Annotated in this window: 10 protein-coding genes and 3 pseudogenes; 8 read left to right on the top strand and 5 right to left on the bottom strand. The window is 46.6% G+C overall.

The features are described 5' to 3' along the window. Positions 1–22: 22 nt before the first annotated feature. From QUF14_RS00115 to rpsT, 5 genes and pseudogenes are all read right to left on the bottom strand, one after another. Positions 23–1,478: pseudogene (locus QUF14_RS00115) on the bottom strand (fimbria/pilus outer membrane usher protein); the annotation flags it as partial. Between the two features lie 12 nt (positions 1,479–1,490). Continuing rightward, a pseudogene (locus tag QUF14_RS00120) lies at positions 1,491–2,173 on the bottom strand (fimbria/pilus periplasmic chaperone). A gap of 50 nt (positions 2,174–2,223) precedes the next feature. After that, positions 2,224–2,757, bottom strand: coding sequence for a fimbrial protein (locus QUF14_RS00125; protein ID WP_000759925.1), 534 nt, complete (start codon positions 2,755–2,757; stop codon positions 2,224–2,226). 243 nt (positions 2,758–3,000) lie between these two features. Beyond that, positions 3,001–4,471, bottom strand: a pseudogene (locus QUF14_RS00130) (pentapeptide repeat-containing protein). Between the two features lie 484 nt (positions 4,472–4,955). Then, positions 4,956–5,219, bottom strand: coding sequence for a 30S ribosomal protein S20 (gene rpsT / locus QUF14_RS00135; RefSeq protein WP_001274021.1), 264 nt, complete (start codon positions 5,217–5,219; stop codon positions 4,956–4,958). A 102-nt stretch (positions 5,220–5,321) separates the two neighbouring features. Here rpsT and QUF14_RS00140 point away from each other — a divergent pair, with 102 nt between their 5' ends. The 8 genes from QUF14_RS00140 to dapB all read left to right on the top strand — a co-directional run bounded on the left by QUF14_RS00140 (position 5,322) and on the right by dapB (position 13,319). Next, entirely contained in the window at positions 5,322–5,540 is a 219-nt protein-coding gene (locus QUF14_RS00140) for a DUF2575 family protein (RefSeq protein ID WP_001353471.1), read from the top strand. 7 nt (positions 5,541–5,547) lie between these two features. Next, positions 5,548–6,489 carry a bifunctional riboflavin kinase/FAD synthetase gene (ribF, locus tag QUF14_RS00145; protein ID WP_000767324.1) on the top strand — a complete coding sequence of 314 codons (942 nt, stop codon included), beginning with the start codon at positions 5,548–5,550 and terminating at the stop codon, positions 6,487–6,489. A 42-nt stretch (positions 6,490–6,531) separates the two neighbouring features. After that, a complete protein-coding gene (ileS, locus tag QUF14_RS00150; protein ID WP_001286887.1) occupies positions 6,532–9,348 on the top strand; it encodes an isoleucine--tRNA ligase in 2,817 nt (938 codons plus the stop codon). Further along, positions 9,348–9,842: a signal peptidase II gene (lspA, locus tag QUF14_RS00155; RefSeq protein ID WP_000083381.1), complete on the top strand. Its 495-nt coding sequence runs from the start codon at positions 9,348–9,350 to the stop codon at positions 9,840–9,842. The genes ileS and lspA overlap by 1 nt, the downstream gene beginning before the upstream one ends. A gap of 107 nt (positions 9,843–9,949) precedes the next feature. Next, positions 9,950–10,399, top strand: coding sequence for an FKBP-type peptidyl-prolyl cis-trans isomerase (gene fkpB / locus QUF14_RS00160; RefSeq protein ID WP_000004655.1), 450 nt, complete (start codon positions 9,950–9,952; stop codon positions 10,397–10,399). A 1-nt stretch (position 10,400) separates the two neighbouring features. Beyond that, positions 10,401–11,351 carry a 4-hydroxy-3-methylbut-2-enyl diphosphate reductase gene (ispH, locus tag QUF14_RS00165; RefSeq protein WP_001166394.1) on the top strand — a complete coding sequence of 317 codons (951 nt, stop codon included), beginning with the start codon at positions 10,401–10,403 and terminating at the stop codon, positions 11,349–11,351. Between the two features lie 65 nt (positions 11,352–11,416). Then, positions 11,417–12,331, top strand: coding sequence for a ribonucleoside hydrolase RihC (gene rihC, locus QUF14_RS00170; RefSeq protein WP_100733644.1), 915 nt, complete (start codon positions 11,417–11,419; stop codon positions 12,329–12,331). Between the two features lie 166 nt (positions 12,332–12,497). Continuing rightward, a complete protein-coding gene (dapB, locus tag QUF14_RS00175) occupies positions 12,498–13,319 on the top strand; it encodes a 4-hydroxy-tetrahydrodipicolinate reductase (RefSeq protein ID WP_000543585.1) in 822 nt (273 codons plus the stop codon). The last annotated feature ends 38 nt before the right edge of the window (positions 13,320–13,357 follow it).

The following is a 13,357-nucleotide window of genomic DNA, read 5'->3' on the forward strand; positions in this document are numbered from 1 at the left end:
GTTCATCGTTGAGAGCAATTTTTATGCCGGTGGATAAAGGTTGCATAATATTGACAGAAAGGCTATTTTTTCTGCCAATATCATAAAAATCATCATATTCACTATGATGATTGTGTTTATCATTTTCGTAAAGATGGTCGCTGAATGTCCTATAATCCTGCGAAGCATAACGCCAGGCGGCCACGCTAAAGCGAGTAGCCGTTTGCACTAGATATTTATTATAGGCGACCTGATAGCTTGTACCTTCGTGTATTTTATCATTATATAACTTACTACTCGATCGGGTAGCGTCAAAAGAAATAGCACCCAGCGGTGTATTCCAACCATTTCCTAACGTTATTGCATTATAGTTATCGGTTAAAATCGTACCGCCATACAGTGTCACAAGATTGTTGAGGCCATATAAATAATTTGCCTCAAGAAAGTCCTCCTGATTGTTTACACCATATATCTTACTGCGTCCGGGGATAAAATCGAAATTTGAAACACCTGGTTGCAGCATGTTGGGCACGGAAGAGTAGGGCACCAAAAAGGAACGAACACTACCATCTGCTTCTTTTATGCTGACATCGAGATCAGAGCCGCTGCCCGAAAGTTGCAAATCTGCGATAGTAAATGGACCCGGGGGAACCTCTTTTTGGTAAATGATGTAGCCATTTTGCGAAACCGTTATCAATGCATTACTTTGCGCAATACCTTGTACTAAAGGTGTAAAGCTCTGCATGGAATCAGGTAACATTTGCATATCGCGAAATAAGCGTATTCCGCTAAATCGCAGAGAGTCGAATATGAGTGAGGATGTGTAATTTTCTCCTATCTGAACTGTGCTTAATATTTGCGACCAGCCACGTTCCAGGTAAAGAGTATTACTTTGCCATGTGCCTTTCATATCATCAGGCTTGCTATAGCTGGCATCAGAGTGTAATTGCCAACTAAATAAATTTAATCCGCTGTTAAAACGACCATAACTGGCTGTATTACTGTTATTATTGCTGTCATAAGAGCGATACTGACTTAAATTATAGGAGGTATAAAAAGCATCAATGCCGCGATCCCAACTTTCTGGGGGAACGTAGCCTCTTTCAAGTTCAATGATATACGCCTGTGGGATCGTTAAATTTAGTCGGTGTTCACTGATATTGACCACCATGAACCGCTTCATCCAGTAAAATACAATTATCTTCTGTATTGAGATTATCGGTCTTTACCTCCAGTGTGGTGAACAGCTCCTCAGGCAGACATGGTTTGTTTGGTGACTCTGGGATCATGATATCTTGTTTTCCACGTCACTGGTGGTTTACATAAACATCAAGTTCGTAGTTTCCCGGAAGAGGTTATTTATTATCGAAGCGATATTCGGAAACTTTTTCTCCTCTCATGCCGCCGATCATAAAGTGTGTATCAAAAGTTTCTTCAGCATAACCTGGAAAAGAATACAAAATAATAATTGCAGCGACCCATCGTGTCGTCCTTAACATGACTTTTATCTGTTATTTTGCAGCGATTTTACTATTGATATTATTCCCGTAATCATCAACTACCGTTAGTTCATACTCTGAGGCGTTGTTATTTTTTAATGTAATGTCGTTATTAGAAAATTGAGGTAGTAATATACTTTCATTATTAACTTTCACATTTTGGGCTTTGATAGTTGTAATCGTTATCCAGTTCGCTGTTTCATTGTTTATTGAGATGGCATTATCTTTCTTTTTGATATTTAATTGAGACAGGCTTTTTTTATCTACCGGCGCTACGCCTTCGGGACGCCAAAATAACTTTATACGGTTTTGTAATGCAAGTTTAATTTTGTTTTTTCCAGCATTTTGTGGGTTGTTTGGAGGGATGTCTATAACATTTAGATAAAATAAACTTTCTTTATTGTGAGGTAAATTGTTTGGCATTTTTTTATTTTTAGTTGTTGGCCAGAACCTCCTGCTACACGACTTACTGGCGGAGTGAGAATAAATGGGACCTGAATTTTTTCTGGCGCGATAGTTGTGTTTCCATCATCGATCCATGCCTGAATCAAAGAGGCATTTTTGCTTTGATTCATTAACTGTACGAGAACTTCTCTGTTTTTTTCTGGATAGATAATACGCGTACCATAGATGACCACACCCGCATGAACAGGTAAAATAAAAAATGACATCAGCAATGCTGTTATAATTCTCACGTAATCACTCCGTAAATAATACCGGTAGCAGAGCTACCGGCATAAAAATTTTAATCTGCACTGATTTTAATCGTCACGGTTGACTCCACGGAGCCTTTTGTTACAGGATCGGTACTTGTACGCTCATATTGTGCATTTAAATTAAGAAAATATTGTCCAGAACCATTATCTTTCAGCGGTGTTTTTACACCTGGCAATATTCTTGTCATATTTCCATCACCGAGGAAAAAGGCAAAGCCAACGTTTTCAGCAGTTCCTTTATTCAACGTAAAGTTATTAGCATCAAACTCTGAGGCTAATACTTCGATATTTGGTGCTGTATTGCCATCACACTGAATTTCTAAGTCATGAGCGGTTGAACCGGTTTTTAAAGTATAGATTTCATTATTAATAAGTTGATTCATTGCACTGGTTACAACATCTTCGACAACAATATCGGTTGTTGAATCACCATTAACAAAGTAACACGTTGTATCAACAACTTCTCCTCTAACGGTTAGTGTTCCTTGATCGATATCCTTGGCGAAGGTTGTTACGCTGAATATCAACGTTGTCGCCACGAACGGAATAATATACTTTTTCATAAATCATTCTTAATTGACTAGTATGGAAGGTTGCTCATTTTCAAACCTGATTATGTGATCAGGTTGTTACTATTTATATTAATGTTTAAGTTTTTAAATTTTTGATGTGAAGTTGATGAAATGTTGAAAGTTTAATATTCTTCGTTGCTCGCTTCTTTATAAAAGTTCTGGGGTTCACTCATTAGAGTGAAGAGTAGGATATTTGAGTGCATGTTTCAGGTTTTTTTATTTCTCTACAGTGAATTAATATGCATCAGATGTAATTTTATTCTGAATAACATCTTTCTTTGGGGGGGGATCCTGATGAGGGATGTTTGTCATAAGGAACATACTTTCATTGATGCTCTGAAGGTATTTACTCATTTCCGGAGATGTTTTGTCGTAATCGTGCATATACTTAGTCAATTCTTGATACACATCATTATTTAGCGTTACATTGTCGCGAACTAATGTTTGAACCAATGGAATCAAAATTTCGAAACGAGACGCTTTGTCATCAATACTTCCCAGTGTTTTGAATACTCCTGTATATATGTTACCTAAGTACTTATTGACAAGTTGAGTGGTCCATCGAACAGGCATAATATCTTCACAGAGAAGGTTTTTTATTTTTGTTTTAATGAAGAATACTCCAAATATATTACATTTTTTTAAGAAAAGATTATTTATTTCTCCATTGAAAAAGGTTGTGTTTGATAAGTCACTTTCAAAGCATGATATATTTGATAATATACAAGTGGAATAATAACCATATGTCAGGTTGCTCTTTTCTATCGTTAAGTTTGATAGCAATATTTTATGTATGTTAATATTTGGAGCAGTCAAGTACTGGATTTTTGCTTGTTAAGTTCATAAATCTCCATGGATTTATTATAGGGTAATAAAAGTATGAATTCCTTTATATAATATCCGTCGTAAGAAAAGACAACATTAAATTTATTGGTGGTCGTTTTTTCAGTTGTGCAGCAAGCTGTTTTTTGTATTAATTGATTAGTCGTAATTTTAAAAGATGATAATTTTTCACAAAGCTGTGAATATGCTGTGTTGCTAGTTTTAAAATTCTGCCATGTTATATCTTGGTTAACATCGATGGATAAGTAAGGGATTTTTTGATATTGCCCATTGTATAACTCAGGGTATGTATTCATTTTAATTAGCTTTTTGAGTTCCTTGCTAAGATAACCTTTTTTCTTGTCTATTTCTCTGTATTTTCTGTTTAGCAAGGTATCCTGATGATCATAAAATGACTGAACTTTTTTGCAGGCTTCATAAAATATTTCAGGAGTATATAACTGATCGTATATTTCCTGATCGAAGTTTGTCTTTAAAAATTTAAGGAATTTGACATGGCAATCTTCTGATATCTTAATATCTTCAGTAATATATTCACTTGTGACGTCATCAAAAACATCCAATCTAAGTAATGTGATGTTTTTGTCTTTTAAAAAAGAAAGTTGGATTGTGTGTTCTTGGACTTTACATCTATAAAAATGCGCATCTATCAAATTAGTCTGTTGAAATAAAAAATGAAGTGCTGGAGATATTTTAGGTAACTGTTGGCTTCTAAAAAATCATCAAATAAAATAATTAACTCTGTTTTATACTCGCATAATATTTTTAATGAATTGTCTTTTCTTGTTTCCTTTATTGTTTCATTATCTGCTATATTTGATTTATAAAGATAATGTGGCAAAGTATATATACCATCTTTCATTATCAGTCCTTGAATTTGATGAGTTTTTTATTAATTTATTTTAAAGTATATGTGATTACTATCAAAAATCGCTCATTAGTTTTTAATAAGTACATTATAAATAAGTATTTGACCTGTATTGATTGTGGTTAATAATTTATTAGATTTAATAAAGTGATATTTATGGATGGTTAAAGAGTATAGGAATTTAATTCAAAAATAGAGTGATCTTAAGTTTAAGACCTCAATATGTATCACGATCTCCACATTCTATGTAGGGGAGTCTGGAGATTGAGTAGATATTCTTATTCAGAATGTATCAGCCGATGGTTCTGCGATTTTTAAGCCACGAAGAGTCCAGAGAGTGTAACGGCATGTCTGCAAGCACCTGCAACTTTTGACTCTCTGGCAATCGCCATTGTGTTCTCTCAGGCATCACAAAAGCCGCAGACATAAAAAAACCCGCTTGCGCGGGCTTTTTCACAAAGCTTCAGCAAATTGGCGATTAAGCCAGTTTGTTGATCTGTGCAGTCAGGTTAGCCTTATGACGTGCAGCTTTGTTTTTGTGGATCAGACCTTTAGCAGCCTGACGGTCCACGATCGGTTGCATTTCGTTAAATGCTTTCTGTGCAGCAGCTTTGTCGCCAGCTTCGATAGCTGCGTATACTTTCTTGATGAAAGTACGCATCATAGAGCGACGGCTTGCGTTGTGCTTACGAGCCTTTTCAGACTGAATGGCGCGCTTCTTAGCTGATTTGATATTAGCCAAGGTCCAACTCCCAAATGTGTTCTATATGGACAATTCAAAGGCCGAGGAATATGCCCTTTTAGCCTTCTTTTGTCAATGGATTTGTGCAAATAAGCGCCGTTAATGTGCCGGCACTCGTTACGTAGTGATGGCGCAGGATTCTACCAGCTTGCGTGGTGCGAATACAGCTTTTCCGCGATAAAAATTGCAGCAGGCGGTCTGTTTCTTCCCGTAATTTGCGGCATGGCAATGAAAAGCCACTTCTTTCTGATTTCGGTACTCAATCGCCGGTTAACCTTGACCGCTGTACAAGGTATACTCGGACGATTTTCACTGTTTTGAGCCAGACATGAAGCTGATACGCGGCATACATAATCTCAGCCAGGCCCCGCAAGAAGGGTGTGTGCTGACTATTGGTAATTTCGACGGCGTGCATCGCGGTCATCGCGCGCTGTTACAGGGCTTGCAGGAAGAAGGGCGCAAGCGCAACTTACCGGTGATGGTGATGCTTTTTGAACCTCAACCACTGGAACTGTTTGCTACCGATAAAGCCCCGGCACGGCTGACCCGACTGCGGGAAAAACTGCGTTACCTTGCAGAGTGTGGCGTTGATTACGTGCTGTGCGTGCGTTTCGACAGGCGTTTCGCGGCGTTAACCGCGCAAAATTTCATCAGTGACCTTCTGGTGAAGCATTTGCGGGTAAAATTTCTTGCCGTAGGTGATGATTTCCGCTTTGGCGCTGGTCGTGAAGGCGATTTCTTGTTATTACAGAAAGCTGGCGCGGAATACGGCTTCGATATCACCAGTACGCAAACTTTTTGCGAAGGTGGCGTGCGCATCAGCAGTACCGCTGTACGTCAGGCGCTGGCGGATGACAATCTGGCTCTGGCAGAAAGTTTACTGGGGCACCCGTTTGCCATCTCCGGGCGTGTGGTCCACGGTGATGAATTAGGGCGCACTATAGGTTTCCCGACGGCGAATGTACCGCTGCGCCGTCAGGTTTCCCCGGTGAAAGGGGTTTATGCGGTAGAAGTGCTGGGCCTCGGTGAAAAGCCGTTACCCGGCGTGGCAAACATCGGAACACGCCCAACGGTTGCCGGTATTCGCCAGCAGCTGGAAGTGCATTTGTTAGATGTTGCAATGGACCTGTATGGTCGCCATATACAAGTAGTGCTGCGTAAAAAAATACGCAATGAGCAGCGATTTGCGTCGCTGGACGAACTGAAAGCGCAGATTGCGCGTGATGAATTAACCGCCCGCGAATTTTTTGGGCTAACAAAACCGGCTTAAGCCTGTTATGTAATCAAACCGAAATACGGAACCGAGAATCTGATGAGTGACTATAAATCAACCCTGAATTTGCCGGAAACAGGGTTCCCGATGCGTGGCGATCTCGCCAAGCGTGAACCGGGAATGCTGGCGCGTTGGACTGATGATGATCTGTACGGCATCATCCGTGCGGCTAAAAAAGGCAAAAAAACCTTCATTCTGCATGATGGCCCTCCTTATGCGAATGGCAGCATTCATATTGGTCACTCGGTTAACAAGATTCTGAAAGACATTATCGTGAAGTCCAAAGGGCTTTCCGGTTATGACTCGCCGTATGTGCCTGGCTGGGACTGCCACGGTCTGCCGATCGAGCTGAAAGTAGAGCAAGAATACGGTAAGCCGGGTGAGAAATTCACCGCTGCCGAGTTCCGCGCCAAGTGCCGTGAATACGCTGCGACCCAGGTTGACGGTCAGCGCAAAGACTTTATCCGTCTGGGCGTGCTGGGCGACTGGTCGCACCCGTACCTGACTATGGACTTCAAAACTGAAGCCAACATCATCCGCGCGCTGGGCAAAATCATCGGCAACGGTCACCTGCACAAAGGCGCGAAGCCGGTGCACTGGTGCGTTGACTGCCGTTCTGCACTGGCAGAAGCGGAAGTTGAGTATTACGACAAAACTTCTCCGTCCATCGACGTCGCTTTCCAGGCAGTCGATCAGGATGCACTGAAAGCAAAATTTGGCGTAAGCAACGTTAACGGTCCAATCTCGCTGGTGATCTGGACCACTACACCGTGGACTTTGCCTGCCAACCGCGCAATCTCCATTGCACCGGATTTCGACTATGCGCTGGTGCAGATCGACGGTCAGGCCGTGATTCTGGCGAAAGATCTGGTTGAAAGCGTAATGCAGCGTATCGGCGTGACCGATTACACCATTCTCGGCACGGTAAAAGGTGCGGAGCTGGAGCTGCTGCGCTTTACCCATCCGTTTATGGGCTTCGACGTTCCGGCAATTCTTGGCGATCACGTTACGCTGGATGCCGGTACCGGTGCCGTTCACACCGCGCCAGGCCACGGTCCGGACGACTATGTGATCGGTCAGAAATATGGTCTGGAAACCGCTAACCCGGTTGGCCCGGACGGTACTTATCTGCCGGGTACTTACCCGACGCTGGATGGTGTTAACGTCTTCAAAGCGAACGACATCGTCGTTGCGCTGCTACAGGAAAAAGGCGCGCTGCTGCACGTTGAGAAAATGCAGCACAGCTATCCGTGCTGCTGGCGTCACAAAACGCCGATCATCTTCCGCGCTACGCCGCAGTGGTTCGTCAGCATGGATCAGAAAGGTCTGCGTGCGCAGTCACTGAAAGAGATCAAAGGCGTGCAGTGGATCCCTGACTGGGGCCAGGCGCGTATCGAGTCGATGGTCGCTAACCGTCCTGACTGGTGTATCTCCCGTCAGCGCACCTGGGGCGTACCGATGTCACTGTTCGTGCACAAAGACACGGAAGAGCTGCATCCGCGTACCCTCGAACTGATGGAAGAAGTGGCAAAACGCGTTGAAGTTGATGGCATTCAGGCATGGTGGGATCTTGATGCGAAAGAGATCCTCGGCGACGAAGCTGATCAGTACGTGAAAGTGCCGGATACGCTGGACGTATGGTTTGACTCCGGATCTACCCACTCTTCTGTTGTTGACGTGCGTCCGGAATTTGCTGGTCACGCAGCGGACATGTATCTGGAAGGTTCTGACCAGCACCGTGGCTGGTTCATGTCTTCCCTGATGATCTCCACCGCGATGAAAGGCAAAGCGCCGTATCGTCAGGTACTGACCCACGGCTTTACCGTGGATGGTCAGGGTCGCAAGATGTCTAAATCCATCGGCAACACCGTTTCGCCGCAGGATGTGATGAACAAACTGGGCGCGGATATTCTGCGTCTGTGGGTGGCATCAACGGACTACACCGGTGAAATGGCCGTTTCTGACGAGATCCTGAAACGTGCAGCCGACAGCTATCGTCGTATCCGTAACACTGCACGTTTCCTGCTGGCAAACCTGAACGGTTTCGATCCGGCAAAAGATATGGTGAAACCGGAAGAGATGGTGGTACTGGATCGCTGGGCCGTAGGTTGTGCGAAAGCGGCGCAGGAAGACATCCTCAAGGCGTACGAAGCATACGATTTCCACGAAGTGGTACAGCGTCTGATGCGCTTCTGCTCCGTTGAGATGGGCTCTTTCTACCTCGACATCATTAAGGACCGCCAGTACACCGCGAAAGCGGACAGCGTGGCGCGTCGTAGCTGCCAGACTGCGCTGTATCACATCGCAGAAGCGCTGGTTCGCTGGATGGCACCAATCCTCTCCTTCACCGCTGATGAAGTGTGGGGCTATCTGCCGGGCGAACGTGAAAAATACGTCTTCACCGGCGAGTGGTACGAAGGCCTGTTTGGTCTGGCAGACAGCGAAGCGATGAACGATGCGTTCTGGGACGAGCTGCTGAAAGTGCGTGGCGAAGTGAACAAAGTCATTGAGCAAGCACGTGCCGACAAGAAAGTGGGTGGCTCGCTGGAAGCGGCAGTAACCTTGTATGCAGAACCGGAACTGGCGGCGAAACTGACCGCGCTGGGCGATGAATTACGATTTGTCCTGTTGACCTCCGGCGCTACCGTTGCAGACTATAACGACGCCCCTGCTGATGCTCAGCAGAGCGAAGTACTCAAAGGGCTGAAAGTCGCGTTGAGTAAAGCCGAAGGTGAGAAGTGCCCACGCTGCTGGCACTACACCCAGGATGTCGGCAAGGTGGCGGAACACGCAGAAATCTGCGGCCGCTGTGTCAGCAACGTCGCCGGTGACGGTGAAAAACGTAAGTTTGCCTGATGAGTCAATCGATCTGTTCAACAGGGCTACGCTGGCTGTGGCTGGTGGTAGTCGTGCTGATTATCGATCTGGGCAGCAAATACCTGATCCTCCAGAACTTTGCTCTGGGGGATACGGTCCCGCTGTTCCCGTCGCTTAATCTGCATTATGCGCGTAACTATGGCGCGGCGTTTAGTTTCCTTGCCGATAGCGGCGGCTGGCAGCGTTGGTTCTTTGCCGGTATTGCGATTGGTATTAGCGTGATTCTGGTAGTGATGATGTATCGCTCGAAGGCCACGCAGAAGCTGAACAATATCGCTTACGCGCTGATTATTGGCGGCGCGCTGGGCAACCTGTTCGACCGCCTGTGGCACGGCTTCGTTGTCGATATGATCGACTTCTACGTCGGCGACTGGCACTTCGCCACCTTCAACCTCGCCGATACTGCTATCTGTGTCGGTGCGGCACTGATTGTGCTGGAAGGTTTTTTACCTTCGAAAGCGAAAAAACAATAATAAACCCTGCCGGATGCGATGCTGACGCATCTTATCCGGCCTACAGATTGCTGTGAAATCGTAGGCCGCATCCGGCAAAAATCCTCAAAATATAAGAGCAAACCTGCATGTCTGAATCTGTACAGAGCAATAGCGCCGTCCTGGTGCACTTCACGCTAAAACTCGACGATGGCACCACCGCCGAGTCTACCCGCAACAACGGTAAACCGGCGCTGTTCCGCCTGGGCGATGCTTCTCTCTCCGAAGGTCTGGAGCAACACCTGCTGGGGCTGAAAGTGGGTGATAAAACCACCTTCTCGCTGGAGCCAGATGCGGCGTTTGGCGTGCCGTCACCGGACCTGATTCAGTACTTCTCCCGCCGTGAGTTTATGGATGCAGGCGAGCCAGAAATTGGTGCAATCATGCTTTTTACCGCAATGGATGGCAGTGAGATGCCTGGCGTGATCCGCGAAATTAACGGCGACTCCATTACCGTTGATTTCAATCATCCGCTGGCCGGGCAGACCGTTCATTTTGATATTGAAGTGCTGGAAATCGATCCGGCACTGGAGGCGTAACATGCAGATCCTGTTGGCCAACCCGCGTGGTTTTTGTGCCGGGGTAGACCGCGCTATCAGCATTGTTGAAAACGCGCTGGCCATTTACGGCGCACCGATATATGTCCGTCACGAAGTGGTGCATAACCGCTACGTGGTCGATAGCCTGCGCGAGCGTGGGGCTATCTTTATTGAGCAGATTAGCGAAGTCCCGGACGGCGCGATCCTGATTTTCTCCGCACACGGTGTTTCTCAGGCGGTACGTAACGAAGCGAAAAGCCGTGATTTGACGGTGTTTGATGCCACCTGTCCGCTGGTGACCAAAGTGCATATGGAAGTCGCCCGTGCCAGCCGCCGTGGTGAAGAGTCTATTCTTATCGGTCACGCCGGTCACCCGGAAGTGGAAGGGACGATGGGTCAGTACAGCAACCCGGAAGGGGGAATGTATCTGGTCGAATCGCCGGACGATGTGTGGAAACTGACGGTCAAAAACGAAGAGAAACTCTCCTTTATGACCCAAACTACGCTGTCGGTGGATGACACGTCTGATGTGATCGATGCGTTGCGTAAACGCTTTCCGAAAATTGTCGGGCCGCGCAAAGATGACATTTGCTACGCCACCACTAACCGTCAGGAAGCGGTACGCGCTCTGGCAGAACAGGCGGAAGTAGTACTGGTGGTTGGTTCAAAAAACTCTTCCAACTCCAACCGTCTGGCGGAACTGGCCCAGCGTATGGGCAAACGCGCGTTTTTGATTGACGATGCGAAAGATATCCAGGAAGAGTGGGTGAAAGAGTTTAAATGCGTCGGCGTGACTGCGGGCGCATCGGCTCCGGATATTCTGGTGCAGAATGTGGTGGCACGTTTGCAGCAGCTGGGCGGTGGTGAAGCCATCCCGCTGGAAGGCCGTGAAGAAAACATTGTTTTCGAAGTGCCGAAAGAGCTGCGTGTCGATATTCGTGAAGTCGATTAAGTCATTAGCAGCCTAAGTTATGCGAAAATGCCGGTCCTGTTACCGGCATTTTTTATGGAGAAAACATGCGTTTACCTATCTTCCTCGATACAGACCCCGGTATTGACGATGCGGTCGCCATTGCCGCCGCGATTTTTGCCCCCGAACTCGACCTGCAACTGATGACCACCGTCGCGGGTAATGTTTCGGTTGAGAAAACTACCCGCAACGCCCTGCAACTGCTGCATTTCTGGAATGCGGATATTCCGCTCGCCCAGGGAGCCGCTGTGCCGCTGGTACGCGCACCGCGTAATGCAGCATCTGTGCACGGTGAATCGGGAATGGCTGGCTACGACTTTGTCGAGCACAACAGAAGCCCACTGGACAAACCCGCATTTCTGGCGATTCGTGATGCCCTGCTGCGTGCGCCTGAGCCTGTTACGCTGGTAGCCATCGGCCCGTTAACCAATATTGCGCTGTTACTTTCACAATGCCCGGAATGCAAACCGCATATTCGCCGTCTGGTGATCATGGGCGGTTCTGCCGGTCGCGGCAACTGCACACCAAACGCCGAGTTTAATATCGCTGCCGATCCAGAAGCAGCAGCCTGTGTCTTCCGTAGCGGCATCGAAATCGTTATGTGCGGTTTGGATGTCACCAATCAGGCAATATTAACTCCTGACTATCTCGCTACTTTGCCGGAGTTGAATCGTACCGGGAAAATGTTGCACGCCCTGTTTAGCCACTACCGTAGCGGCAGTATGCAAAGCGGTCTGCGTATGCACGATCTCTGCGCCATCGTCTGGCTGGTGCGCCCAGACTTGTTCACTCTCAAACCGTGTTTTGTGGCGGTGGAAACTCAGGGTGAATTTACCTCAGGTACTACGGTTGTTGATATTGATGGTTGCCTGAGTAAACCTGCAAACGTGCAGGTGGCGCTGGATCTGGATGTGAAAGGTTTCCAGCAGTGGGTGGCTGAGGTGCTGGCTCTGGCGTCGTAACCTGTCACATGTTATCGGCATGCAGTCATTCATCGACTCATGCCTTTCACTGATATCCCTCCCTGTTTATCATTAATTTCTAATTATCAGCGTTTTTGGCTGGCGGCGTAGCGATGCGCTGGTTACTCTGAAAACGGTCTATGCAAATTAACAAAAGAGAATAGCTATGCATGATGCAAACATCCGCGTTGCCATCGCGGGAGCCGGGGGGCGTATGGGCCGCCAGTTGATTCAGGCGGCGCTGGCATTAGAAGGCGTGCAGCTGGGCGCGGCGCTGGAGCGCGAAGGATCTTCTTTACTGGGCAGCGACGCCGGTGAGCTGGCGGGTGCAGGAAAAACAGGCGTTACTGTGCAAAGCAGCCTTGATGCGATAAAAGATGATTTTGATGTGTTTATCGATTTTACCCGTCCGGAAGGTACGCTGAACCATCTCGCTTTTTGTCGCCAGCATGGCAAAGGGATGGTGATCGGCACTACGGGGTTTGACGAAGCCGGTAAACAGGCGATTCGTGACGCCGCCGCCGATATTGCGATTGTCTTTGCCGCCAATTTTAGCGTTGGCGTTAACGTCATGCTTAAGCTGCTGGAGAAAGCAGCCAAAGTGATGGGTGACTACACCGATATCGAAATTATTGAAGCACATCATAGACATAAAGTTGATGCGCCTTCAGGCACCGCACTGGCAATGGGAGAGGCGATCGCCCACGCCCTGGATAAAGATCTGAAAGATTGCGCGGTCTACAGTCGTGAAGGCCATACCGGTGAACGTGTGCCTGGCACCATTGGTTTTGCCACCGTGCGTGCAGGTGACATCGTTGGTGAACATACCGCCATGTTTGCCGATATCGGCGAGCGTCTGGAGATCACCCATAAGGCTTCCAGCCGCATGACATTTGCTAACGGTGCGGTAAGATCGGCATTGTGGTTGAGTGGTAAGGAAAGTGGTCTTTTTGATATGCGAGATGTGCTTGATCTCAATAATTTGTAACCACAAAACATTTGTGATGGTGCAAAAATAACGTATTT

This window comes from Escherichia sp. HH091_1A, from assembly GCF_030295175.1.
Classification (GTDB): domain Bacteria; phylum Pseudomonadota; class Gammaproteobacteria; order Enterobacterales; family Enterobacteriaceae; genus Escherichia; species Escherichia coli_F.

Bases quoted from the DNA above. Each gene is read 5' to 3' on its own strand.
- QUF14_RS00125 (WP_000759925.1), bottom strand. From the start codon at position 2,757: ATGAAAAAGTATATTATTCCGTTCGTGGCGACAACGTTGATATTCAGC.
- QUF14_RS00140 (WP_001353471.1), top strand. From the start codon at position 5,322: ATGTGCCGGCACTCGTTACGTAGTGATGGCGCAGGATTCTACCAGCTT.
- ribF (WP_000767324.1), top strand. From the start codon at position 5,548: ATGAAGCTGATACGCGGCATACATAATCTCAGCCAGGCCCCGCAAGAA.
- ileS (WP_001286887.1), top strand. From the start codon at position 6,532: ATGAGTGACTATAAATCAACCCTGAATTTGCCGGAAACAGGGTTCCCG.
- lspA (WP_000083381.1), top strand. From the start codon at position 9,348: ATGAGTCAATCGATCTGTTCAACAGGGCTACGCTGGCTGTGGCTGGTG.
- fkpB (WP_000004655.1), top strand. From the start codon at position 9,950: ATGTCTGAATCTGTACAGAGCAATAGCGCCGTCCTGGTGCACTTCACG.
- ispH (WP_001166394.1), top strand. From the start codon at position 10,401: ATGCAGATCCTGTTGGCCAACCCGCGTGGTTTTTGTGCCGGGGTAGAC.
- rihC (WP_100733644.1), top strand. From the start codon at position 11,417: ATGCGTTTACCTATCTTCCTCGATACAGACCCCGGTATTGACGATGCG.
- dapB (WP_000543585.1), top strand. From the start codon at position 12,498: ATGCATGATGCAAACATCCGCGTTGCCATCGCGGGAGCCGGGGGGCGT.